Source organism: Halomonas sp. ABH4_019 (assembly GCF_056159885.1).
This window is the reverse complement of sequence record NZ_JBSWWC010000004.1, coordinates 255,125-278,912: the sequence shown is the minus strand read 5'-3', so window position 1 is coordinate 278,912 and position 23,788 is coordinate 255,125. Positions and strand designations below refer to the sequence as shown.

22 protein-coding genes are annotated in these 23,788 nt (G+C 69.1%); 17 read left to right on the top strand and 5 right to left on the bottom strand.

Translation table 11 applies throughout. The features are described from left to right. Nucleotides 1–11: 11 nt before the first annotated feature. From uvrB to ACXAFN_RS16995, 5 genes are all read left to right on the top strand, one after another. A complete protein-coding gene (uvrB, locus tag ACXAFN_RS17015; protein WP_474990651.1) occupies nucleotides 12–2,033 on the top strand; it encodes an excinuclease ABC subunit UvrB in 2,022 nt (673 codons plus the stop codon). Between the two features lie 77 nt (nucleotides 2,034–2,110). Continuing rightward, nucleotides 2,111–2,932: an endonuclease VIII gene (gene nei, locus ACXAFN_RS17010; protein ID WP_474990649.1), complete on the top strand. Its 822-nt coding sequence runs from the start codon at nucleotides 2,111–2,113 to the stop codon at nucleotides 2,930–2,932. Between the two features lie 184 nt (nucleotides 2,933–3,116). Continuing rightward, a complete protein-coding gene (locus ACXAFN_RS17005; RefSeq protein WP_474990647.1) occupies nucleotides 3,117–4,622 on the top strand; it encodes a fumarate hydratase in 1,506 nt (501 codons plus the stop codon). Between the two features lie 114 nt (nucleotides 4,623–4,736). Continuing rightward, complete coding sequence (gene cls, locus ACXAFN_RS17000; protein ID WP_474990645.1) at nucleotides 4,737–6,155, top strand: cardiolipin synthase; 1,419 nt, start codon at nucleotides 4,737–4,739, stop codon at nucleotides 6,153–6,155. Between the two features lie 156 nt (nucleotides 6,156–6,311). Next, nucleotides 6,312–7,229 carry a LysR substrate-binding domain-containing protein gene (locus ACXAFN_RS16995; RefSeq protein WP_474990643.1) on the top strand — a complete coding sequence of 306 codons (918 nt, stop codon included), beginning with the start codon at nucleotides 6,312–6,314 and terminating at the stop codon, nucleotides 7,227–7,229. A 220-nt stretch (nucleotides 7,230–7,449) separates the two neighbouring features. Here ACXAFN_RS16995 and ACXAFN_RS16990 read toward each other — a convergent pair whose 3' ends face one another. Further along, nucleotides 7,450–8,544, bottom strand: a complete 1,095-nt coding sequence (locus ACXAFN_RS16990) for a bifunctional nicotinamide-nucleotide adenylyltransferase/Nudix hydroxylase (protein ID WP_474990641.1) — start codon at nucleotides 8,542–8,544, stop codon at nucleotides 7,450–7,452. 205 nt (nucleotides 8,545–8,749) lie between these two features. Between ACXAFN_RS16990 and ACXAFN_RS16985 the strand changes: the two genes are divergently transcribed. Continuing rightward, nucleotides 8,750–9,826 carry a YihY/virulence factor BrkB family protein gene (locus ACXAFN_RS16985; RefSeq protein WP_474990639.1) on the top strand — a complete coding sequence of 359 codons (1,077 nt, stop codon included), beginning with the start codon at nucleotides 8,750–8,752 and terminating at the stop codon, nucleotides 9,824–9,826. A gap of 19 nt (nucleotides 9,827–9,845) precedes the next feature. Here ACXAFN_RS16985 and ACXAFN_RS16980 read toward each other — a convergent pair whose 3' ends face one another. Further along, nucleotides 9,846–10,889 (bottom strand): Glu/Leu/Phe/Val family dehydrogenase, encoded by a 1,044-nt coding sequence (locus tag ACXAFN_RS16980; RefSeq protein ID WP_474990637.1) that lies wholly within the window; start codon nucleotides 10,887–10,889, stop codon nucleotides 9,846–9,848. A gap of 203 nt (nucleotides 10,890–11,092) precedes the next feature. On the opposite strand from ACXAFN_RS16980, the gene ACXAFN_RS16975 reads away from it, so the two are divergent. Continuing rightward, nucleotides 11,093–11,365 carry an acylphosphatase gene (locus ACXAFN_RS16975; protein ID WP_474990635.1) on the top strand — a complete coding sequence of 91 codons (273 nt, stop codon included), beginning with the start codon at nucleotides 11,093–11,095 and terminating at the stop codon, nucleotides 11,363–11,365. A 35-nt stretch (nucleotides 11,366–11,400) separates the two neighbouring features. Here the strand turns inward: ACXAFN_RS16975 and ACXAFN_RS16970 are convergent, their stop codons facing one another. From ACXAFN_RS16970 to ACXAFN_RS16960, 3 genes are all read right to left on the bottom strand, one after another. Further along, nucleotides 11,401–12,342 (bottom strand): nucleoside hydrolase, encoded by a 942-nt coding sequence (locus ACXAFN_RS16970; protein ID WP_474990633.1) that lies wholly within the window; start codon nucleotides 12,340–12,342, stop codon nucleotides 11,401–11,403. An 18-nt stretch (nucleotides 12,343–12,360) separates the two neighbouring features. After that, nucleotides 12,361–13,269, bottom strand: a complete 909-nt coding sequence (locus tag ACXAFN_RS16965) for a ribokinase (RefSeq protein WP_474990631.1) — start codon at nucleotides 13,267–13,269, stop codon at nucleotides 12,361–12,363. Between the two features lie 158 nt (nucleotides 13,270–13,427). After that, nucleotides 13,428–14,360, bottom strand: coding sequence for a D-2-hydroxyacid dehydrogenase (locus ACXAFN_RS16960; protein ID WP_474990629.1), 933 nt, complete (start codon nucleotides 14,358–14,360; stop codon nucleotides 13,428–13,430). A gap of 197 nt (nucleotides 14,361–14,557) precedes the next feature. On the opposite strand from ACXAFN_RS16960, the gene ACXAFN_RS16955 reads away from it, so the two are divergent. The 10 genes from ACXAFN_RS16955 to tolB all read left to right on the top strand — a co-directional run bounded on the left by ACXAFN_RS16955 (nucleotide 14,558) and on the right by tolB (nucleotide 23,785). Beyond that, complete coding sequence (locus ACXAFN_RS16955) at nucleotides 14,558–14,812, top strand: FmdB family zinc ribbon protein (protein ID WP_474990627.1); 255 nt, start codon at nucleotides 14,558–14,560, stop codon at nucleotides 14,810–14,812. 95 nt (nucleotides 14,813–14,907) lie between these two features. Then, nucleotides 14,908–16,689, top strand: a complete 1,782-nt coding sequence (gene aspS, locus ACXAFN_RS16950) for an aspartate--tRNA ligase (RefSeq protein WP_474990625.1) — start codon at nucleotides 14,908–14,910, stop codon at nucleotides 16,687–16,689. Nucleotides 16,690–16,780: 91 nt separating this feature from the next. After that, nucleotides 16,781–17,533, top strand: coding sequence for a YebC/PmpR family DNA-binding transcriptional regulator (locus ACXAFN_RS16945; RefSeq protein WP_474990623.1), 753 nt, complete (start codon nucleotides 16,781–16,783; stop codon nucleotides 17,531–17,533). A gap of 299 nt (nucleotides 17,534–17,832) precedes the next feature. After that, nucleotides 17,833–18,375 (top strand): crossover junction endodeoxyribonuclease RuvC, encoded by a 543-nt coding sequence (gene ruvC, locus ACXAFN_RS16940; RefSeq protein WP_474990622.1) that lies wholly within the window; start codon nucleotides 17,833–17,835, stop codon nucleotides 18,373–18,375. A 124-nt stretch (nucleotides 18,376–18,499) separates the two neighbouring features. Next, complete coding sequence (gene ruvA / locus ACXAFN_RS16935) at nucleotides 18,500–19,111, top strand: Holliday junction branch migration protein RuvA (protein ID WP_474990620.1); 612 nt, start codon at nucleotides 18,500–18,502, stop codon at nucleotides 19,109–19,111. A gap of 54 nt (nucleotides 19,112–19,165) precedes the next feature. Further along, nucleotides 19,166–20,194 carry a Holliday junction branch migration DNA helicase RuvB gene (ruvB, locus tag ACXAFN_RS16930; RefSeq protein WP_474990618.1) on the top strand — a complete coding sequence of 343 codons (1,029 nt, stop codon included), beginning with the start codon at nucleotides 19,166–19,168 and terminating at the stop codon, nucleotides 20,192–20,194. 37 nt (nucleotides 20,195–20,231) lie between these two features. Next, nucleotides 20,232–20,909, top strand: a complete 678-nt coding sequence (tolQ, locus tag ACXAFN_RS16925) for a protein TolQ (RefSeq protein WP_474991057.1) — start codon at nucleotides 20,232–20,234, stop codon at nucleotides 20,907–20,909. Nucleotides 20,910–20,921: 12 nt separating this feature from the next. After that, nucleotides 20,922–21,362: a protein TolR gene (gene tolR / locus ACXAFN_RS16920; RefSeq protein ID WP_474990617.1), complete on the top strand. Its 441-nt coding sequence runs from the start codon at nucleotides 20,922–20,924 to the stop codon at nucleotides 21,360–21,362. 9 nt (nucleotides 21,363–21,371) lie between these two features. Next, nucleotides 21,372–22,502 carry a cell envelope integrity protein TolA gene (tolA, locus tag ACXAFN_RS16915; protein ID WP_474990615.1) on the top strand — a complete coding sequence of 377 codons (1,131 nt, stop codon included), beginning with the start codon at nucleotides 21,372–21,374 and terminating at the stop codon, nucleotides 22,500–22,502. Next, nucleotides 22,502–23,785 carry a Tol-Pal system beta propeller repeat protein TolB gene (gene tolB / locus ACXAFN_RS16910; RefSeq protein WP_474990613.1) on the top strand — a complete coding sequence of 428 codons (1,284 nt, stop codon included), beginning with the start codon at nucleotides 22,502–22,504 and terminating at the stop codon, nucleotides 23,783–23,785. Before tolA ends, tolB begins: the two co-directional genes overlap by 1 nt. Nucleotides 23,786–23,788 lie beyond the last annotated feature (3 nt).

The window sequence follows — 23,788 nt, the reverse complement described above, 5'->3', positions numbered from 1 at the left end:
CAGGAGCCCCGATGAGCAAGGCATTCCGACTCGAGTCCAAGTACCGGCCCGCCGGCGACCAGCCCGCGGCCATCCAGGGCCTGGTGAGCGGGATCGAGTCCGGGCTGGCCCACCAGACGCTGCTCGGCGTGACCGGCTCGGGCAAGACCTACACCATGGCCAACGTGGTCGAGCGCCTGCAGCGCCCGACCATCGTCATGGCGCCCAACAAGACGCTGGCGGCCCAGCTCTACGGCGAGTTCAAGTCGTTCTTCCCCGACAATGCCGTGGAGTACTTCGTCTCCTACTACGACTACTACCAGCCCGAGGCCTATGTGCCGTCCTCGGACACCTTCATCGAGAAGGACGCCTCGATCAACGACCACATCGAGCAGATGCGCCTGTCGGCGACCAAGGCGCTGCTCGAGCGCCGCGACGCCCTGATCGTGGTCTCGGTGTCGGCGATCTACGGCCTCGGCGATCCCGACCAGTACCTGAAGATGCGCCTGCACTTCAATCGCGGCGAGCTGATCGACCAGCGGGCCTTCCTGCGGCGCCTGGCGGAGCTGCAGTACACCCGCAACGACCTGGACTTCAAGCGCGGCACCTATCGGGTGCGCGGCGATGTCATCGACATCTTCCCGGCCGACGCCGAGGACGAGGCGGTGCGGGTGGAGCTGTTCGACGACGAGATCGACGGCATCAGCCTGTTCGACCCGCTGACCGGCGAGGTGCGCGGCAAGGTGCCGCGGATGACCATCTACCCGAAGTCGCACTACGTCACGCCCCGCGAGACCATCATGGGCGCCATCGACGGCATCAAGGAGGAGCTGGCCGAGCGGCTGGCCTGGATGCGCCAGCACGACAAGCTGGTGGAGGCCCAGCGCCTGGAACAGCGCTCGCTCTACGACATCGAGATGATGCTCGAGCTCGGCTACTGCAACGGCATCGAGAACTACTCGCGCTATCTCTCGGGCCGCAAGCCGGGCGAGCCGCCGCCCACCTTCTTCGACTACCTGCCCGCCGACTCGCTGCTGTTCATCGACGAGTCCCACGTCAGCGTTCCCCAGGTGGGCGGCATGTACAAGGGCGACCGCTCGCGCAAGGAGACGCTGGTGGAATACGGCTTCCGGCTGCCCTCGGCGCTGGACAACCGGCCGATGAAGTTCGAGGAGTGGGAGCGCATCTCGCCGCAGACCATCTTCGTCTCGGCCACGCCGGGCCCCTACGAAGCCGAGCATGCCGGCCAGGTGGTGGAGCAGGTGGTGCGGCCCACCGGGCTGCTCGATCCCGAGCTCGAGGTGCGCCCGGCCTCCACCCAGGTCGACGACCTGTTGTCCGAGATCCGCCAGCGCACGGCGGCGGAGGAACGGGTGCTGGTCACCACCCTGACCAAGCGCATGGCCGAGGATCTCACCGAGTATCTCGACGAGCACGGTGTGCGGGTGCGCTACCTGCACTCCGACATCGACACCGTGGAGCGGGTCGAGATCATCCGCGACCTGCGCCTCGGCAAGTTCGACGTGCTGGTGGGCATCAACCTGCTGCGCGAGGGCCTCGACATCCCCGAGGTCTCGCTGGTGGCGGTGCTCGACGCCGACAAGGAAGGCTTCCTGCGCAACGAGCGCTCGCTGATCCAGACCATCGGCCGGGCGGCGCGCAACGCCCATGGCAAGGCGGTGCTCTATGCCGACCGCGTCACCGACTCCATGCGTCGCGCCATCGACGAGACCGAACGGCGCCGCGCCAAGCAGATGGCGCATAACGAGGCGCACGGCATCGTGCCCGAGACGGTGCATCGCTCGGTGGCCGATATCCTCGAGGCCGCCGAGGCGCCGGGGCGCAAGGGCAAGGGCCGCAAGAGCGAGCGCAAGGTGGCCGAGGGCGCGGCGCTCTACGATCCAAGCGATCTGGGCCCGGCGGAACTGGCCAAGGAGATCACCCGTCTCGAGGACGCCATGTCCGAAGCCGCCCAGAACCTGGAGTTCGAGGAGGCCGCGCGGCTGCGCGACCGGCTGCTGGAGCTGAAGGAGCGTCAGCTCGCCGTCGGCTAGGTGCGCCTGACACCGGCTACGCCCGTCGCCTGTCAGGCAGCACCGGGTTTTTATGGAAGGTGTCGTGAGGAGAGAGCATGCCGGAAGGCCCCGAGATTCGTCGTGCCGCCGACGCGCTGCATGACCACATCGCCGGGCGTCGCCTCGACGACGCCTGGTTCGCGTTTCCCGAGCTGGCGGACCAGGCCGGCTCGCTGATCGGCCGCGAGGTGAGGGCGGTCGACAGTTGGGGCAAGGCGCTGCTGACCCGCTTCGATGACGGGCGAGTGCTCTATGCCCACAATCAGCTCTACGGCGTGTGGAAGCTGCACGACGCCGAGCGCGAGCCGGATACCCGGCGCTCGCTGCGCGTGCGCCTGACCGCCGGGGATCGCATGGCGAGCCTCTACAGCGCCTCCGACGTGTCGCTGTGGGACGCAGGCCGCCTGCACGAGCATCCGTTCCTGTCGCGGCTGGGGCCCGACCTGCTGACCCATGGGGTGACGGGCGACACCATCGTCCAGCGCCTGATGGACCCGCGCTGGCGCGGGCGTCGGCTGGGCGGCCTGCTGCTGGACCAGTCGCTGGTCGCCGGGCTCGGCAACTACCTGCGCTCGGAGATCCTGTTCTTCGCCGCGCTCTCGCATCGGGCCAGGCCGGTCGACCTGGCGGACGATCAGCGTCGGCAACTGGCCGAACAGATGCTGGCCCTGACGCACCGCTCCTATGAGACCGGCGGGGTGACCAACCGTGACGACTGGGCCGCCAATGACCGGCGCGAGGGCCGGAGTCGCAAACGCTGGCGCTTCGCCGCCTTCGAGCGCGAAGGGCTGCCGTGCCATCGCTGCGAGGCGCCGATCGAGAAGCTCAGTGTGGCCTCGCGGCGGCTCTATCGCTGCCCGTCCTGCCAGCCGGACTGAGTCGCCGGCGGTGCCTCCTTGCTATTTTTATACCGTTATCTCCGCGCCTTTCATTACTCCGCTAAGCTCGCCGACACTGCCGCGGGAGGGCAAGTGCGGTATAATTCCGCTCCGTTCGAGCCCGCCACCGGCCGACGGCCGACCAGAAGCGGGCGTGTCGACCCACCAATGGAGCGTCTTGCCCATGACCGTGATCCGCCAGGATGACCTCATCCAGAGCGTCGCCGATGCCCTGCAGTACATCTCCTACTACCATCCCAAGGATTTCATCGACGCCATGGCGGCGGCCTACGAGCGCGAGGAGAACCCCGCGGCCAAGGACGCCATCGCCCAGATCCTGATCAACTCGCGGATGTGCGCCACCGGTCATCGGCCGATCTGCCAGGACACCGGCATCGTCACCGTCTTCGTCCACGTCGGCATGAACGTGCGCTTCGAGACCGACATGAGCCTCGACGACATGATCAACGAGGGCGTGCGCCGGGCCTACCAGCTGCCCGACAACGTCCTGCGCGCCTCGGTGCTGGCCGATCCGGACGGCAAGCGCGCCAACACCAAGGACAACACCCCGGCGGTGATCCACCACAAGCTGGTGCCCGGCGACACCGTCGAGGTGCACGTGGCGGCGAAGGGCGGCGGCAGCGAGGCCAAGTCGAAGTTCGCCATGCTCAACCCGTCCGACAACGTGGTCGACTGGGTGCTCGAGCAACTGCCCAAGATGGGCGCCGGCTGGTGTCCCCCCGGCATGCTCGGCATCGGCATCGGCGGCACCGCCGAGAAGGCCATGGAGATCGCCAAGGAGGCGCTGCTCGAGCCCATCGACATCCAGGAGCTGCAGGCCCGTGGGGCGTCCAATCGTGCCGAGGAGCTGCGCCTGGAGCTCTACGACAAGGTCAACCAGACCGGCATCGGCGCCCAGGGCCTGGGCGGGCTGACCACGGTGCTCGACATCAAGGTCAAGGACTACCCGACCCACGCCGCCAACAAGCCGGTGGCGATCATCCCCAACTGCGCGGCGACCCGCCATGCCCACTTCACGCTGGACGGCAGCGGGGCCGCGGCCCTGCCGGCGCCCAAGCTCGAGGACTGGCCGGAGATCACCCGCGAGGCCGGCGACAACGTCAAGCGCGTCAACCTGGATGCGATCACCCCGGAAGAGGTGCAGAGCTGGCAGCCCGGCGACACCCTGCTGCTCAACGGCAAGCTGCTGACCGGCCGCGACGCCGCCCACAAGCGCATGGTCGACATGATCGCCAAGGGCGAGAGCCTGCCGGTGGACCTCAAGGGGCGCTTCATCTACTACGTCGGCCCGGTGGATCCGGTCGGCGACGAGGTGGTCGGCCCGGCCGGCCCGACCACGGCGACGCGTATGGACAAGTTCACCCGCACCATGCTCGAACAGACCGGCCTGCAGGGCATGGTCGGCAAGGCCGAGCGCGGCCCGGCGGCCATCGAGGCGATCCGCGACAACCAGGCGGTCTACCTGATGGCGGTGGGTGGCTCGGCCTACCTGGTGTCCCAGGCGATCAAGGCGGCTCGTGTCGTCGGCTTCGAGGACCTGGGCATGGAGGCCATCTACGAGTTCGAGGTGGAGGACATGCCGGTGACCGTGGCCGTGGACAGCGCGGGGACCTCGGTGCACCAGACTGGCCCGGCGAAATGGAAGGAGATCATCGCCGAGCGCGCCTGACCCCGAGCGTCGTGCACCGATTCGACGGCCCCGCCCTCTGGCGGGGCCGTCGTCGTTGTGAGTATGCTGGATATCGCATTCCATCCGCCTCCATCCCACGGAAAGGGAGTCACCATGGCATCCTGGCTGTTCGGCCTGCTGATCCTGATGGTCCACGTGCTCGGCATGCTGTCGGCGGTGCAGGCGCTGATGTCGGCGCGCACCTCCCAGGGGGCCATCGCCTGGATCCTGTCGCTGCTCACCGTGCCCTATCTGGCGGTGCCGGCCTACTGGGTGTTCGGCCGCCCGCGCTTCTATGGCTATGTCTCGGCCCGGGGGGAGCGCGACACCGTGCTGCGCCGCGTGCTGGCCGGCTATCGCGATCGGCTGGCGCCCTTCCTGGCCGGGGCGAAGGAGTCCGACGTGCGCGCCGTGGAGCAGCTGGCGATGATGCCGCTGACCAGCGGCAATCGCGCCGAGCTGCTGGTGGACGGCCGGGCCACCTTCGACAGCCTGTTCGCCGGCATCGACGCCGCCCGCGAGTACATCCTGATCCAGTTCTTCATCGTGCGCGACGACGCCCTGGGTGCCGAGCTCAGCCAGCGCCTGCAGGCCGCTACCCGGCGCGGTGTCCGGGTGCGCTTCCTGTACGACGAGATCGGCTGCCATGCCTTGCCGGACCGCTATTTGCGCGAATTGCGCGAGGCGGGCATCGAGGTCAGCGCCTTCCATTCGTCCCGCGGGCTTCGCCATCGCTTCCAGCTCAACTTCCGCAACCACCGCAAGATCCTGGTGGTCGACGGGCGCGAGGGCTGGGTCGGGGGCCACAACGTCGGCGTCGAGTACCTGGGCGAGCATCCGCGCCACGGGCACTGGCGGGACACCCACCTCAAGCTCGCCGGCCCCAGCGTGCTGGGCCTCCAGGAGGCCTTCTGGGAGGACTGGCACTGGGCCACCGGCGAGGTGATCCGCCTCGACTGGACGCCGGTGGTGACCTGCGAGGAATGCCAGAACGTGGTGATCGTGCCCTCCGGGCCGGCGGATCCCCAGGAGACCGCCAGCCTGCTGGTGCAGCACGCCATCCACAGCGCCCGGGAGCGGCTGTGGATCACCAGCCCCTACTTCGTGCCGGATCACAGCGTCCAGGACGCGCTGCGCCTGGCGGCCATGCGCGGGGTCGACGTGCGCATCATGATGCCCGAGCGCCCCGACCACCTGCTGGTGTTCCTGTCCGCGTTCTCCTTCCTGCCCGACATGCTGCGCGCCGGGGTCAAGGTCTACCGCTATCAGCCCGGCTTCCTGCACCAGAAGGTGATCCTGATCGACGAGGCGGCGGCCTGCGTGGGGACGGTCAACCTGGACAACCGTTCCTTCCGCCTCAACTTCGAGGTCACGGCCTTCGTGGCGGATCGCCGCTTCGCCGCCGAGGTCGAGGAGATGCTCGAGCGAGACCTCGCCGTCTGCCGCCGTGTTTCGCTGGAAGAGATCCGTCGTCGTGCCCTGTGGCGCAAGCTGGTGTCCCGGGCCGCCTATCTGTTCTCGCCGGTGCAGTGAACGGCGATCGAGGCGACGCGCCTTGGGTCCCCGCCTCGGCTGGGGTAAATTAGCCGCTTGGCACCCCGGACGGGAGGCCGGCCGGACAGTGGCTGACGTCGGGTCGCGGCGTCGTCGTTGCCCGGGGCCTTTACGCATTCGTGATCGGGAGTCGTGGTGAACCTCGAGACCAAGTGGCTGGAAGACTTCGTCGCCCTGGCCAATACCCGCAGCTTTTCCGCCTCGGCGCGCCAGCGCCACGTGACCCAGCCCGCCTTCAGCCGGCGGATCCGTTCCCTCGAGCAGGCCGTCGGCGTGACGCTGGTCGATCGTTCCACCACGCCGGTGGACCTCACCCCGGAGGGCCAGCTGTTCCTGGTCACCGCCCGCAACATGGTCGAGCAGCTCAACGAGAGCCTGGGGCACCTGCGTGGGCTGTCCATGGCCAACGAGGCGCTCGATATCGTCGCCGCGCACTCCCTGGCGCTGAGCTTCTACCCGCCCTGGATCTCGCGCCTTCAGAAAGGGCTGGGCGAGCTGCCCACCCGGTTGGTGGCGATGAACGTGGGGGACGCCATCCATGTGCTGCGCGAGGGCAACTGCGACTTGATGCTGGCCTACTATGACCCCTACGCCAGCATGCAGCTCGATGCCGAGGTGTTTCCCTCCTTCTCGATCGGCCAGGTCAAGATGCTGCCGGTCTGCCTGCCCGACGAGCAGGGGCGGCCGGTGTTTCCGCTGGAGGGCAGCGAGTCGGTGCCCTACCTGGCCTACACCCAGGGCGCCTTCCTGGGCCGCAGCGTGCGCATGCTGCTCAAGAACGATCCGCTGCGCATGCGGTTGCGCACCGTCTACGAGACCGCCATGGCCGAGGGCCTCAAGGGCATGGTGCTGCAGGGGCTGGGCATGGCCTGGATTCCCGACTTCTGCATTCGCGAGGAACTCAAGAGCGGTCGGCTGGTGAGGGCCGGGGAGGAGAAGCACGACGTGCCGCTCGAGATTCGACTCTACCGCTGCTCGCTGGTGCACAAGCCCGGCGTCGAGAAGCTCTGGCGGCAGATGATGAAGCTGCCGCGGGATTTCCTTCAGGCCTGAAAAAGGCGGGATTTCCTGCTGCGCTCGATGGCTCGGCCACCGGCGCTGCCGAAACGTCGGGCCGTCGCTATCCTCATGTAGCAGGCTACACTCCGGTCGCCGTGTTCCGGCGGTGACCGGACTCGGCGTCCCCACCTGGTCATCGCTGTGACGGCAATCCCGACCTTTTAGGAGTTTGGGGCTGCAGGGGCTGCCCCATGGTTCTGCTGCATTGCCTTGATCACGGGCCGCTGAAGTCGGCGGGCAGGCCCAGGAAGTTCTGGATGATGAAGAAGTGGTCCTCGAACAGGGCGTCGGGCTCCAGGTCAGCCAGCGGCACCCAGCGGGCGTGGTCGCCGCCCTTGACGGGCTTGAGCCGGGGCAACTGCTGCTCCGGACGCAGCGCGAAGTAGAAGGCCTCCGCCAGGGTGCGTCCCCGCCAGCTGCGATGCGGCTCGTCGAACAGCCGCTGGCCGCGCAGCGAGCCCTTGAGTACCGGTTCCGGCACCTTGAGCCTGACCCGTTCACGCAGCTCGCGCAGGCAGGCGTCGAGCAGCCGCTCCTGGGGGCTGATGAAGCCGCCGGGCAGGGCATAGAGCCCCTTGCCGGGGGCCGCGGTGCGCTTGACCAGCAGCACGTGGCCCGACTGCACCACCACCGCGCAGGCGGTGACGAACACCGGCGGGTAGGGGGCCTGGGCCCAGGCCTGGCGATACTGCTCGAGCAGGCCCTGCTCTTCCACCAGCTGCTCGAAGGCCTCGGTCTCCAGGAAGCCCCTGAGGCTCTGCACCACCCCCGGCGGCAGGTCGTGGGAGGCCCCGGCGCTGGCGTAGTCCGCCGCGGCCATGGGCGAGCGGAACAGCCGCTCGCGGATCTGGCTGGCCGAGATGCCCTCGACCATCGGCACGCTGACCGACTCCCACTGGGGGAACAGCGACAGGTAGTAGCTGGACTGGCCGCGACTGGCGCCGATCAGGCCGATGCGCGGCAGCCTCGCCTGGCTCGGCGAGGCGATGTCCCGCACCTTGCGCTGCACGTCGCGCACCCAGACGTCGTTGTTGTAGAGCGCGTCCAGCAGCGGCACGATCTCGAGGCGGGCGTTGTCGTCCGCGTCGAAGGCGCTCCTCAGCATCCGGCGCCGCTCGTCGAAGCGCCAGGGATTGCGCAGCGAGCGCGCCTGCCAGGCGGAGCCGACCAGCACGATGACCTGCCGAGCCCGCTTGAGTGCCTCGTGAATGACCGCCAGGTGCCCCAGGTGCGGAGGCTGGAAGCGGCCGATGAAGACCAGGCAGTCGAAGTCGGGGGAGGACGAATCGGCGTCCGGGGGCGGACACATGGCAGGGCTCCGGCGGGAAAAACGCCCATTATGGTGAGCCCTCCCGGGCCGTGCAATGCTGTGCCGGCCTTGCTCGCCGACGCCAGCGCGATGGAGCCGCCACGTGGGCGAGGCGTTGGCCAGGCCCCGGTGTCCCGCCTGCAGGGCCTGTCCGGGTCCGGTATGCTGGGGGCGACAAGGAAGTGTTGACGCGAGGACATCAGCGATGTGGAACCGGACCAAGCAGACCCTGGGCTTCTGGTGGGGCGTGCTGCGCGACGCCGTCAAGCTGTGGGTGGAGTGCAACGCCTTCAGCTATGCCGGCTCACTGGCCTTCTATACGCTGTTTTCCCTGGCGCCGACGATCATCATCGCGGTCACCGTGATCGGCCTGGTGCTCGGCGAGGAGGCGGCCCAGGGCCAGATCGTCGCCCAGCTCCAGGGCACCATGGGCACCGCGGCGGCCGAGGCGGTCCAGGATGCCGTGGCCCAGTCGCGCATCGAGACATCCGGCCTGCTGCCGACGCTGCTCGGCATCGGCGCGTTGCTGGTCGGCGCCACCACGGTGTTTGGCCAGATGCAGTATTCCCTGAACAGCCTGTGGGGCGTGACCGCCCATCCCCGGGTCAACAGCCTGCTGCTGTTGCTCAAGCAGCGGACCCTGTCGATGGCGGTGGTGCTGGCCATCGGCTTCATCCTGCTGGTATCACTGATGCTCGGCGTGGTGGTGCAGTCGCTGCTGCGCGCCGCGGACAACCTGCTGCCGTTCGTCGGCACCCTCACGTCCAGCGTCGAGTTCCTGGTCTCCCTGGCGCTGGTGAGCGCGCTGTTCGCCACCATCTTCCGGCTGTTGCCGGACGTGGTGCTGAGCTGGCGCGACGTGCTGGTGGGGGCCGTGGTCACGGCCCTGTTGTTCACCCTGGGACGCAGCGCCATCGCCACCTACCTGGCCTACACGGCCACCGCCTCCACCTACGGGGCGGCGGGCTCGGTGGTGTTGATCCTGCTGTGGGTCTACTACTCCTCGTTGATCCTGCTGTTCGGCGCGGCCTTCACCAAGAGCCTGCTGCTGGCCCGCGGGCGGGAGGTAATCCCGCGCAATACCGCGGTACGCGTGCGCCACGAGCTGGTCGAGGAAGACGCGCCAGCCGCGCGCGGCTGGCACCGTCCGACGTGGCGTCGCAAGGCCGACGGCCAGGCGTCGACGGATACGCCCGAACACGAGGAGGCCGGCGCTCGGGAGAGCGAGGCTCCGCAAGACGACGCGCAGGCCAGCGGCGGAAAGCGCCGCGACACGCCCTGACGCGCATCGCGGCAGGGGATCATGGCGTGGCCCGGAAGCGCTCCCGGGCCAGGTCGTCGGCCACCAGCGCGGGGCTACGGCGCTCCCGCGAGGCGCGTGCGAAGATCGCGTCCAGGGTCGAGCCGATGCCCTCGATGTGCGCCATGACGGCTTCGCGACGGTAGTCGTCGCGGCGCTGCCAGGCGATCTCGATCACGCCGCCGGCATTGGCCACGTAGTCGGGCGTATAGAGGATGCCGCGGGCCATCAACTGCTCGGCCACCTCGGGGCTCGCCAGCTGGTTGTTGGCCGCCCCGCACACCACCCCTGCCTTGAGCCGCTCCACCGCCCGGGGCGTCAGGGCCGCGCCCATGGCGCAGGGCGCGAAGACGTCCACCTCGGCATCGACGATGGCGTCCGGCGCGACGGTCTCGGCGCCGAACTCCTCCGCCAGCCTTTCCAGGGCGTCGCGATCGACGTCGGTCAGCACCAGCCGGGCACCGCTCGCGTGGAGCCTCCGGGCGAGGTGGGCGCCGACGTGGCCGATGCCCTGGATGGCCACCCGCAGGCCGGCGAGCTCCGAGCGATCCAGGCCGTGGCGCACGGCGCTCTGCAACGCACAGAAGACGCCATGGGCGGTGAAGGGCGAGGGATCGCCGGAGGCGCCGCCATGGCCGAGGCCGCCCACGTGGGCGGTGGTCTCGGCGATGATCCGCATGTCGGCCTCGCTGGAGCCGGAGTCCTCGGCGGTCACGTAGCGCCCGCCAAGGGATTCCACCAGCCGTCCCATGGCGCGTAGCATGTCCGGCGTCTTGTCGCGGCGCGGGTCGGCGATGATCACCGCCTTGCCGCCGCCCAGCGGCAGGTCGGCTAGCGCCGACTTGTAGGTCATGCCCCGCGACAGCCGCAGCACGTCGGTCAGGGCGTCGGCCTCGCTGGCGTAGGGGAAGATGCGCAGCCCGCCGAGCGCCGGGCCGCGCCGGGTGTCGTGGATGGCGATGATGGCGCGCAGGCCACTCGCCTCGTCGCTGCCATGGACGACCTGTTGATGATGATCGAATTCGGGGTGGTCGAAGACCGGCATGGAGGTATCTCCCTCGTGAGGATACTGTCGGGAATCGCCATGGGTGGGCGATATCGCGGCGCCGAACCGGCTTGTGGCCAGGCGAACGCCTGTGTGACACCTTGAAGACTAGAGCATCGCCCACTACCCGGGAAGCCCTGGCCATGGGGCTGCCGGGAAGAGGGCGAGTCGGCTATTCGGGCCATGACAGGGAAGGAGGACGCATGAGTGAGTACTGCATCAAGGCCCTGGTGGGCGGCAAGGTTCAGGGCGTCTGGTATCGCCGCGCCACCCAGCAGCGGGCGCGGCAGGCAGGCGTCACCGGCCACGCCCGCAACCTCGCCGACGGGCGCGTCGAGGTGCTGCTGTGCGGTCCCCGCGAGGCGGTGGAAGAGGTCTGCGACTGGCTGTGGCAGGGCCCGCCGGAGGCGCGGGTCCGTGACGTCGAGCGCGAAGAGGTGCGGGGAGAGGCGCCGGACGACTTCACCACGGGCTGACCGTGATCCGCCCTGCGTCGTCCGGCGGCGCGTCGCTACTCGAGGGTCTGGGTGATCCACTCGACCACGGCCTCGCCGTCGACGCCCAGGCAGACGTCGACCAGCGGCGTGTGCGACCAGCGCGGCGCGAGGTAGCCGCGATGCTCGGGGGCGAAGATGGTCTGGCCCTCGGCCTCGCCCTCGGTGGCCACGGTCAGGTGGCCGCGGGCGGTGGTGAATAGTGCCGGGCACACCAGCCAGGCCAGGGCCAGGCTGTCGTGGGGGCAGCAGCCGTCGATGCCGAGCATCTGGCGATAGAAGTCGCGGTAGAAGGCATAGCTGCCGGCGAGCACCTCGCCCAGCGCGCCCTGGCCGGCGGCGATGCGGGTCATGTGGTCGGGGCCGAGCACGCAGCGGTGAGTGACATCCAGCCCGACCAGGGTCAGCGGCCAGCCGGCGGTGAGGACCCGCTGGGCGGCATGGGGATCGTTGAAGATGTTGGCCTCGCTCACCGGGGTGACGTTGCCTCCCTCGCGGATCGAGCCGCCCATTACCACCACGCCCTTGACCTTGTCCGGCAGGGTCGGGTCCAGCTGCAGGGCGGCGGCGAGGTTGCCGAGGGGGCCGACCGCCACCAGCGTCACCTCGCCGGGCCGGGCGTCGACGGTGTCGATGATGAACTGGGCGGCGCTGCGGGGATCCGCCCGGCCCGTGACCGATGGCAGCATGATATCGCCCAGGCCGTTGGCGCCGTGGATGTGCGCCGGGGCCGGATGTCGCGGCTTGACCATCGGCGCCGCGGCCCCCCGGGCCACCGGGACCCGCTCGCCGGCGAGCTCGGCCAGCAGCAGGGCATTGTTCGTCGCGGTACCGACGTCGACGTTGCCGAAGGTGGTGGTCATCCCCAGCAGTTCGATGTCCGGGTGGCGCAGGGCGATGGCGATGGCCTGGGCGTCGTCGACCCCCGGATCGGTATCGAAGATGATCGGCTCTGGCATGAAGGCTCCTCGCGGGCGTCAGTGGTCGTTGGCGCCGCCGCGGAGCCATTGCTCCACCTCGGCGACGGCGGGAATGCTGTCGGCGGCGCCGTGACGCTGCACGCCCAGCGCCGCGGCGGCGGCCGCGCGGGTCAGGCAGGTCGCCGGGGAGTGGCCGGCCTGGACGGCGGCCAGGTAGTAGCCGATGAAGGTATCGCCGGCGGCGGTGGTGTCCACGGCGGCGACCGGAAAGGGCGGCTGGAAGTGGCGCGTGGCGGCGTGCTGGTACCAGGCGCCGTCGGCGCCCAGGGTCAGTACCGTCTCGGTGTCTGGCAGTCGCTCGGCCAGGGCGTCGAGCAGCGCCGCGGCGTCGCTGCCGCCGGGCAAGCCCACCAGCGCTTCCGCCTCGCCGCGATTGACGAACAGCAGTCGACACGCCTCCAGGGGCAGGTCGGCGACCTCGGCGGTCATCGGCGCGGGGTTGAAGGCGACCTTGAGCCCCCGCTCCCGGGCGCCGGCCAGCACCCGGGGCAGGGCGTTGCACTCGTTCTGGGCCAGCAGCCAGTCACCGGGGGCCGTGTCGGCGAGGCGGGCGTCGAGCTCCGCCTCGGTGAAACCGTGGTTGGCCCCGGGGGAGAGCAGGATGGCGTTCTCGCCACGTTCATCCACCTGGATGATGGCATGGCCGCCGGGCTCGTCCACCAGGGCGATGGCGTCGACGTCTACCCCGGCGGCCTCGAGCAGGCTGCGTGCCCAGGCGTCCTGGCGGCCGAGGCGACCCCAATGGCGCACGCGGCCACCGGCTTTTGCCATGGCCAGCGACTGATTGGCGCCCTTGCCGCCGAGGCCGACGCGATAGCCGAGGCTGGTCAGCGTCTCGCCGGGCATGACCAAGTGGGGGACGCGATAAAAATGATCGAGATTGATCGAGCCGAAGTTGTGCAGCATGCCGTCATCCGGATGAGAGGCTTGGAGGTATAGCGATAACGGCGAAAGTATCGAGGGCCAGGACGGCCTTCGCAAGCCGGAAGCTGACGAAAATATGATACTTATACCGTTATCTATTGTTTTCAAACCACCAAGCCAACCTTGGTGGAGAGGTGTTATTAGGAAGGAAGGGGGGCCGTCAGGTTATCGGCCGTGAGCTCGACGATGCGCTGCCGAGCTTCAGGGCTGATCCAGGCACTGTGCGGGGTCACGATCAGGTTGAGCGGTTCGCTCAAGGCATCGATCAGCGGATGTCCGTCGCGGGGCGGCTCGTCGGGCAGCACGTCGACGGCCAGGCCGCCCAGTCGCCCGTCGCGCAGGGCGGCCAGCGCCGCGAGTTCATCGATGATGCCGCCACGGGCGCAATTGACCAGCAGCGCCTGCGGCTTGAGCCGGGCCAGCAGGTCGGCATCCACCAGGTGCCGGCTGGCCTCGGTCAGCGGGCAGTGCAGGCTGATGGCGTCGGCGCTCGGGGCCAGCTCGGCGAGGGCGGGGCGGGCATCCTGCTCGGCACCGGGACGCGCCGCGAAGACCACGTCCATGCCGAAGGCCTCGGCAAGCTGGCCGACCCGGGTGCCGAGCTCGCCCTGGCCGACGATCACCAGTCGCTTGCCCTCGAGCTGCAGGGTGGTGTGGTCCATCAGGCAGAAGAAGGCGCTCTCGCCCCAGCGGCCAGCGGCCACATCGCGCTGATAGCGGGGCAGGCGGCCGGCCAGGGCGAGCAACTGCATCAGGGTGTGCTGGGCCACGCTCGCCGTGCCGTAGGCGGCGACGTTGCGCACCGCGATGCCGCGTCGCTTGGCCTCGGCCATGGCGATGTTGTTGGTGCCGGTGGCCAGCACGCAGATCAGCCGGAGGTCGGGCAGGGCGGCCAGGGCCTCGGCGTCGAGGACGACCTTGTTGACGATGGCTACCTCGGCGCCGGCGAGCCGGGCGACGGCCGAGTCGCGCTCGGTGAAGTCGTGCACGTCGAGGCGGGAGACCCGCTCGCGGATCGGCGTCAGGTCGATATCGTCACCCAGGCTGGCGGCATCGAGAATCACGGCATGCATGGCGGACTTCCTGTCGGTGAAGGGGGTTTGGCACCGCCCGGGGCTGGGCCTGAGGCCCGTCGGCAGGCTATAATACCGGGCTTTCGAGGCGGGCTTGGAATATCGGCCGCCCGACCCTATATCGCACAACGCACCGCGACCGAGCGAGGTTGCGGCGTCGCATTGCCCAAGGGACGTCGTTACCGGGAGACCAAACCATGCCCATCTACGAATACGAGTGCAAGGCCTGCGGCCATCGCCTGGAGAAGCTGCAGAAGGTGAGTGCCGAGCCGCTCAGCGACTGCCCCGCCTGCGACCAGGCCGAGCTCGGTCGGCTGATTTCCGCGGCCGGCTTCCGCCTGGCCGGCGGCGGCTGGTACGAGACCGACTTCAAGACCGGCAGCAAGAAGAACCTGGCCGGTGGCAACGAGGCGGCATCCGGGTCGTCGAGCAAGGACGGGGCGGCGGCCTGACCGCGTCCGCCGCCCTGCAGCCTGTCGGACGCGATCGATCGCGAGTCCGCCAGGCTGTCAGCTACTTCATTTCACGCAACAAGACAGGATACGACATGCGCAGCCATTATTGCGGCCAGCTGAACGAGACCATGGTGGATCAGACGGTCACCCTGTGCGGCTGGGTGCATCGCCGCCGTGACCATGGCGGGGTCATCTTCCTCGACATGCGCGATCGGGACGGCATCGCCCAGGTCGTGGTCGACCCCGACACCGCCGAGGCCTTCGCCAATGCCGACCGCGCCCGCAGCGAATACGTGCTGCGCATCAGCGGCCGCGTGCGCCTGCGCCCCGAGGGTACCCAGAACCCGAACATGCCGACCGGGCTGATCGAGGTGCTGGCCAAGGATGTGGAAGTCCTCAACACCGCCGCCACGCCGCCGTTCCAGCTCGACGAGCACGGCAAGGTCGGCGAGGAAGTGCGCCTCAAGCACCGCTACATCGACCTGCGCCGCCCGGAGATGATCGAGAAGCTGCGCCTGCGCTCGCGGATTTCCCACAGCGTGCGCGCCTACCTCGAGAACCAGGGCTTCCTGGACATCGAGACCCCGGTGCTGACCCGCGCCACGCCGGAAGGTGCTCGCGACTACCTGGTGCCGAGCCGCACCCACCCGGGCAGCTTCTTCGCGCTGCCGCAGTCGCCTCAGCTGTTCAAGCAGCTGCTGATGGTGTCCGGCTTCGACCGCTACTACCAGATCGCCAAGTGCTTCCGCGACGAGGACCTGCGCGCCGATCGCCAGCCCGAGTTCACCCAGATCGACCTGGAGGCCTCCTTCGTCGAGGAGGAGGACATCATGGCGATCACCGAGAACATGGTGCGCAACCTGTTCCAGGAGGTGCTGGACGTCGAGCTGCCGGAGTTCCCGCGCATGCCCTACGCCGAGGCCATGCAGCGCTTCGGCTCCGACAAGCCGGACCTGCGCATCCCGCTGGAGCTCACCGACGTCGACGACCTGATGAAGGACGTGGACTTCAAGGTGTTCTCCGGCCCGGCCAACGCCGATGACGGCCGCGTGGCCGCGCTCAAGGTCAGGGGCGGCGCCACCCTGACCCGCAAGGAAATCGACGAATACACCAAGTTCGTCGGCATCTACGGCGCCCGCGGCCTGGCCTGGATCAAGGTCAACGAGCGTGCCAAGGGCCTCGAGGGCCTGCAGTCGCCGATCGTCAAGTTCATGGAAGGCGTGGTCGAGCAGCTGCTGGATCGCGTCGGCGCCGAGGACGGCGACATCATCTTCTTCGGCGCCGACAAGGCCAACATCGTCAACGAGGCGCTGGGCGCGCTGCGCGTCCGGCTGGGCGAGGACCTCGAGCTCTACACCGCCGAGTGGGCGCCGCTGTGGGTGGTCGACTTCCCGATGTTCGAGGACGATGGCAGCGCTCGCCTGCAGGCCCTGCACCACCCGTTCACCGCGCCGTCCTGCGACGTGGAGACGCTCAAGGCCAATCCGGCCGAGGCCCTGTCCCGGGCCTATGACATGGTGCTCAACGGCACCGAGCTGGGCGGCGGCTCGATCCGTATCCACGACCAGGCCATGCAGCAGAGTGTGCTCGAGCTGCTCGGCATCGGCGAGGAAGAGGCCCGCGAGAAGTTCGGCTTCCTGCTCGACGCCCTGCAGTACGGCGCGCCGCCCCACGGTGGCCTGGCCTTCGGCCTCGATCGCCTGGTGATGCTGATGAGCGGTGCCCGCACCATCCGCGAGGTGATCGCCTTCCCGAAGACCCAGAGCGCGGCCTGCCTGATGACCGACGCCCCGGGCGAGGTCAGCGGCGACCAGCTCAAGGAGCTCAACATTCGCCTGCGCCAGAAGGCCAAGGCCGAGACCGCCGGCGAGTAAGCCGCCGGCTCGACCGTCATCGCACCGGCGCCCCTGAGGCGCCGGTGTCGTTTCTGCCGTCCTCTCATTCACGACCCGCGAAGGAGGGAATATGGCCGGCCATAGCAAATGGTCCAATATCAAGCACCGCAAGGCGGCCCAGGACGCCAAGCGCGGCAAGATCTTCAACAAGTTGATCCGCGAGCTGACCGTGGCCGCGCGGCAGGGCGGCGGCGACCCGGAGGACAATCCGCGCCTGCGCGCCGCCATGGACAAGGCGCTTGGCAACAACATGCCCAAGGACACCGTGCAGCGGGCGGTGGACCGCGGCGCCGGCAACACCGACGGCGACGACATGGAAGAGGTCGTCTACGAGGGCTATGGCCCCGAAGGCGTGGCGGTGATGGTCGAGGCGATGACCGACAATCGCAACCGGACTGTCTCCGAGGTGCGACATGCCTTCAACAAGCATGGCGGCAACCTCGGCACCTCCGGTTCGGTGGCCTTCATGTTCCATAAGCAGGGCCGGCTGACCCTACCGGAAGAGATCGACGAGGAGGCGGCCATGGAGGCCACCCTGGCCGCCGAGCCCGAGGACATCGAGAGCCTCGAGGATGGCCGGCTGGAAGTGGTGACCACGCCGGAGGCCTTCGGCACGGTCAAGGACGCCCTGGCCGACGCGGGCATCGTGCCCGAGGCCAGCGACGTCGGGCTGTTTCCCGACAACTACTCCCGCATCGATGACGTCGACCTGGGCCGTCGCATCGTCAAGCTGGTCGACATGCTCGAGGACCTGGACGATGTGCAGAATGTTTACACCAATGCGGACTTCAATGATGCCATCCTCGACGAGCTGCACGATTGAAAACGGGCACCAATGCGCTCTCGACTCGGCACCGATGCCATCATGCATGAGCTGCACGATTGAAAACCGACACCAATGCGCTGTCGAACCGGCAATGATGCCATCCTCGACGAGTTGCACGATGACTAGAGCCCGAGGGGGACGATGAGCTGTTCCGGCAACAAGCCTCCGCGAGGACGCGGTAAACCCATCCATGGGCGCTTCTTTTGCCATCCATGGCCAAAAGAACCTCGCTTCGTCTTGTCCCCGGCGCTCATCCCGGTTGACATCGCGAACGCCTATCGCGCAACAGGCTCGCCATGCTGATCCTGGGTATCGATCCGGGCTCGCGGATCACCGGCTACGGGGTGCTGGACGTCACGCAGCCCAGGCCGCAGTACGTGGCCAGTGGCTGTATCCGCACCCGGGGCGACGACCTGGCCCAGCGCCTGGCCCAGGTCTATGCCGGCATCGCCGAGCTGATCGGCGTGCACGGGCCCGGCGAGTTCGCCATCGAGCAGGTGTTCATGTCGAAGAACGCCGACTCGGCGCTCAAGCTCGGTCAGGCGCGCGGCACCGCCATCGTCTGCGCCGCCAACCACGGCCTGCCGGTCAGCGAGTACGGGCCGCGCCAGATCAAGCAGGCGGTCACCGGCGGCGGTGCCGCCGACAAGGCCCAGGTGCAACACATGGTGACCGCCATCCTGGGGCTGTCCGGCACGCCCCAGGCGGATGCCGCCGACGCCCTGGCCATCGCCCTGACCCACGCTCACGCGCGGCTCGGGCTGATCCGCGAGGGCAGCTATGGCGGCGGGCGACGCCGCGGCAAGGGCGCGTCATGGCGCGACTTTCGCCCGGAGTGACGTCGCGATTCGGCGACACCGGAAAGGTTGTCGAACGCCGTTTCGCGGGCTGGCATGGCGTCGGGGGGACCAGTATAGTGAGCGCAACGTGCCGCGGATTCATCTTCAAGGACAGTGACATACCATGATCGGACGCTTGCGAGGCACCCTGGTGGACAAGCAGCCCCCCTGGCTGCTGGTGGACGTGGCCGGCGTCGGCTACGAGCTGGAGGCCTCCATGACCACCCTGGTGGCGCTGCCCGGGCTCGGCGAGGAGGTGGCGCTGCACACCCATCTCACCGTCCGCGACGATGCCCATCTGCTCTACGGCTTCGCCCGCGAGCAGGAGAGGGCGCTGTTCCGCGCCCTGATCAAGGTCAACGGCGTGGGCCCCAAGCTGGCCCTGGCCATCCTCTCGGGGATGGACGAGGATGCCTTCATTCGCTGCGTGATGGACGATGACGTCAAGGCGCTGACGCGCCTGCCCGGCGTGGGCAAGAAGACCGCCGAACGGCTAATCGTCGAGATGCGCGACCGCTTTCCCCACTGGGAGGGCGGCGAAACGGTCGCCGTGCCCGGCGTCGATGGCGACGCCACGCCGGCGCCGCGGGAGGATCCGCTGGCCGAGGCCGAGGCGGCGCTGGTCAGCCTCGGCTACAAGCCCGCCGAGGCCGCGCGCATGCTCGGCGGCCTCGAGGAAGAGGGCAGCACCGAGGCGATCATCAAGGCGGCGCTCGCCCGCCGCATGGCGGGATGATGGCCATGCGCGAGGTGTCGCTTTTCTTCATCCCGATGCCGGCGGAGGGGGCTCATGCTGGAGACTGATCGCCTGATCGGGGCCGACAGCCGCGAGGGCGAAGGCCACCTGGATCATGCCATCCGGCCCAAGCACCTGGCCGACTACATCGGCCAGCCGCGGGTCCGCGAGCAGCTCGAGATCTTCATCCATGCCGCCCGGGGCCGCGACGAGAGCCTCGACCATACCCTGGTGTTCGGCCCGCCGGGGCTCGGCAAGACGACGCTCGCCAACATCGTCGCCACCGAGATGGGCGTGGGGCTGAAGTCGACCTCCGGGCCGGTGCTCGAGCGCGCCGGCGACCTGGCGGCCATGCTCACCAACCTGCAGCCCGGCGACGTGCTGTTCATCGACGAGATCCATCGCCTGTCGCCGGTGGTCGAGGAGATCCTCTATCCCGCCATGGAGGACTTCCAGCTCGACATCGTGATCGGCGAGGGGCCGGCGGCGCGTTCGATCAAGCTCGACCTGCCGCCCTTCACCCTGGTCGGTGCCACCACCCGGGCCGGGCTTCTGACCTCGCCGCTGCGCGACCGCTTCGGCATCGTCCAGCGCCTGGAGTTCTACTCCATCGACGAGCTCAGCGAGATCGTCGCCCGTTCGGCGCGGCTGCTGGGCGTGGCCGCCGACGAGGCGGGCGCCCGGGAAGTGGCGCGGCGCTCCCGCGGCACTCCGCGCATCGCCAACCGCCTGCTGCGCCGGGTGCGGGACTACGCCGAGGTGCGCGGCGGCGGCCACATCGACGCCGAGATCGCCGACCTGGCGCTCAACATGCTCCACGTCGACCATCATGGCCTGGACCACATGGACCGCCGGCTGCTGCTGGCGATGATTGAGAAGTTCGACGGCGGCCCGGTGGGCGTCGACTCGCTGGCCGCGGCCATCGGCGAGGAGCGCGACACCATCGAGGACGTCATCGAGCCCTACCTGATCCAGCAGGGGCTGATGATGCGCACCGCCCGCGGTCGGGTGGTGACCCGCCAGGCCTGGCAGCACTTCGGCCTGGCCCCGGACGATCGCGCCCCGGCGCCTTCCCAAGACTGACTCCGACGAGACGACGAGGATTCCCGTGAACGACGCCATGTCCATCCCCCACCTGATCATGAACGCCAGCGGCGTGGTCCAGGCGGTGATGCTGTTGCTGCTGCTGGGCTCACTGCTGTCCTGGGTGGTGATCTTCCAGCGCAGCTTCGTGATGCGCCGCGCCCGCAAGGCCCACCGCGACTTCGAGGGTCGCTTCTGGTCCGGGGTCGACCTCAACGAACTGTATCGCGAGACGCCCGCCGAGCAGGACACCCTGGGCGCCGAGCACATCTTCCGGGCCGGCTTTCGCGAGTTCAATCGCCTGATGCCCAAGACCAAGAGCCCCCAGGCGATCCTCGACGGCGTGCAACGCAGCATGCGCGTGGCCTGGTCCCGCGAGGAAGACCGCCTCAACCTGCATCTGGTGTTCCTGGCCACGGTGGCGTCCTCGAGCCCCTATATCGGGCTGTTCGGCACCGTCTGGGGGATCATGGGCTCCTTCCAGTCGCTGTCCATGGCCCAGCAGGCCACCCTGGCCACGGTGGCGCCCTGGATCGCCGAGGCGCTGATCGCCACCGCCATGGGCCTGTTCGCCGCCATCCCCGCGGTGATCTTCTACAACCGGCTGTCGGCCGAATCGTCACGGCTGCTCGGCAAGTACGAGGACTTCGCCGAGGAGTTCCATTCCATCCTGCACCGCAACCTGCAGGGGCGCGGCGACGCCGCCGCCGGCTGAGGAGGGCACGCCATGCACGGACCCTTCAACCGCATGGGCCGGCGCAAGCCGATGAACGAGATCAACGTCGTGCCCTTCATCGACGTCATGCTGGTGCTGCTGGTGATCTTCATGATCACCGCGCCGATGCTGACCCAGGGCGTCAAGGTGGACCTGCCCCAGGTGAGTTCCGAGCCCATCGAGGACAGCGAGAGCCGCGACCCGATCATCGTCTCGGTGGATCGCGACGGCCAGGTCTTCGTCAGCCTGAGCGGCGACGAGACCGCCGTCGACCTCGACCAGCTCGGCGAGCGGGTGCAAATCCTGCTCGAGCGAGAGCCGGGTACCCGCGTGCTGGTGCGCGGCGATCGCAACGTGGCCTATGGCCAGATCGTCACCCTGATGAGCACCCTGCAGACCTCCGGCGTCGCCAATGTGGGGCTGATCTCCGAACCACCCCCGGGGGAGGCCTGAGGAGCGCGCATGGCCAGATACCAGCGTCGCGTCGGCTACGGGCTGCCGCTGATCCTCGCCATCGCCCTGCACCTGGGGCTGCTGGTGATCAGCGTCATCCGTTTCCCGACCGCCGAGCGTGAGCCGCCCAACCAGGCCATCGTCCAGGCCACCCTGGTGCGTGCCGAGACCGCCACCGACCAGGCCCAGCAGGCGCAGCAACAGCGGGCCCGGGCCGCCGCGGAGGCCGAGCGCCAGGCCCAGCAGGCCGCCCAGGAGGAAGCCGAGCGCCAGGCCGAAGCCGAGGCCGAACGGCAGCGCCAGGCCGAGGAAGCGGCCCGGGCGGAGGAGCGCGAACAGGCCCGCGAGGCCGCCGAGCAGGCCGCCGCCGACGCCGAGCGTCGGGCCGAGGAGGCCGCTCGCCAGGAGGCCGAGCGGCAGGAGGCGGAACGCCAGCGCCAGGAAGAGCAGGCCCGCCAGCAGCGCGAAGCCGAACAACGCGCGGAAGCCGAACGCCAGCGTGAGGCGGAAGAAGAGGCTCGACGTCAACGGGAAGCGGAAGCCGAACGCCAGCGCCAGGCGGAAGAGGAGGCACGCCGCCAGCGCGAGGCGGAGGCCGAACGCCAGGCCGAGGAAGAGGCCCGTCGCCAGCGCGAGGCCGAGGAGCAGCGCCGTCGCGAAGCGGAAGCGGAAGCGGAAGCCGAAAGGCAGCGTCAGGCCGAGGAGGAGGCCCGCCGTGAACGCGAGGCCGAAGCGCAGCGCCAGCGCGAGGAAGCCGCCCGTCGCGCCGCCGAGGCCGCCCAGAACAGCCTCGACGAGGCCATCGCCGGCGAGTCCGAGTCCGTGGCCAACGCTCGCCAGGCCGAACAGGCGGCCAACGGTTTCATCAATCTGGTACGCCAGGCCGTCGAGCAGGCCTGGGTGATTCCGCCCAACGTGCCGAACGGGGCCGCGGCCGAGATCGCCGTGCGCCTGGGGCCCTCCGGGGAGCTATTCGCCGCCCGCGTGGGTCGCAGTAGTGGGAACAGCGCCTTCGACCGTTCGGCCCTGGAGGCCGTGGAAGCCGCCTCGCCCTTCGCCGAGCTGCGCGAGCTGCCCGCTTCGGTGCAGCGCCAGTACCGTGAGTTCAACCTCAGATTCCGACCGGGGGACATACGCTGATGAGAGCCTTGATGACCACCTGGCTGGCGGCCGTGCTGCTGCTGTGCATGCCGCTTGCCCAGGCCGACCTGACCATCGACATCACCCGCGGCAACGAGCGGGCCACGCCCATCGCCGTGGTGCCCTTCGCCGAAGGGGACAACCTGCCCCAGGACGTGGCGCAGATCATCGCCGACGATCTGGAGCGCAGCGGCTACTTCGCGCCGCTGGAGCGCGAGGCGATGTTCGCCAGGCCCAGCAGCGGCGACGACGTCAGCTTCGGCGACTGGCAGGCCCTGGACACCCGCTACCTGGTGGTGGGGCGCGTCAGCCAGCAGGGCGGCCGCGTCGAGATCCAGTACGAGCTGATGAACGTCAGCGGCGAATCCCGCATGCTCGGCGAGGTCATCACCGCCGGCCAGGATCAGCTGCGCGCCGCCGCCCATCGCATCAGCGACCAGATCTTCGAGGAAATCACCGGCATTCGCGGTGCCTTCTCCACCCGCATCGCCTACGTGACCTCCCAGGGGGTCGGCGAGGATACCGCCTACCAGCTGTTCGTCGCCGATGCCGACGGCCGCAACAGCCGCCAGGTGCTGAGCTCCGACCAGCCGATCATGTCGCCGTCCTGGTCGCCGGACGGCGGCAAGCTGGCCTACGTCTCCTTCGAGTCTGGGCGACCGGGCATCTATGTCCAGGAGGTGGCCAGCGGCCGCCGGGCTCGCCTCACTTCCTTCGAAGGGCTCAACAGTGCGCCCACCTGGTCTCCCGACGGCCGCCGCCTGGCCATGGCGCTGTCCCGCGACGGCCAGCCGGAGATCTACGTCATGGACGTCGGCTCCCAGCAGCTGCAGCGCGTCACCAACAGCCCCAGCATCGAGACCGAGCCGGCCTGGGCGCCGGACGGCAACAGCCTGATCTATACCTCGGACCGCAGCGGCGGGCCGCAGATCTATCGCCAGTCGCTGGGCGGATCGCCCGAGCGCATCACCTTCACGGGCAACTACAACGCCCGCGGCCGCTTCGCGCCTGACGGCGAGGCCATCTTCCTGATCCATCGCGGGGCCAACGGCTACCGAGTCGCCAAGCAGGATCTGGAGAGCGGTCGCCTGGTCGAGCTCGGCGATGCCGGCCAGGCCGAATCGCCCAGTGTCGCGCCCAACGGCACCATGGTAATCTTCGCCACCCAGCAGGGCGGCAATGGGGTGCTGGGAGCCGTCTCCGCCGACGGGCGAGCGTCCTTCCGCCTGCCCGCCGCCCAGGGCGACGTGCGCGAGCCCGCCTGGTCCCCGTTTCTGAACTGAATG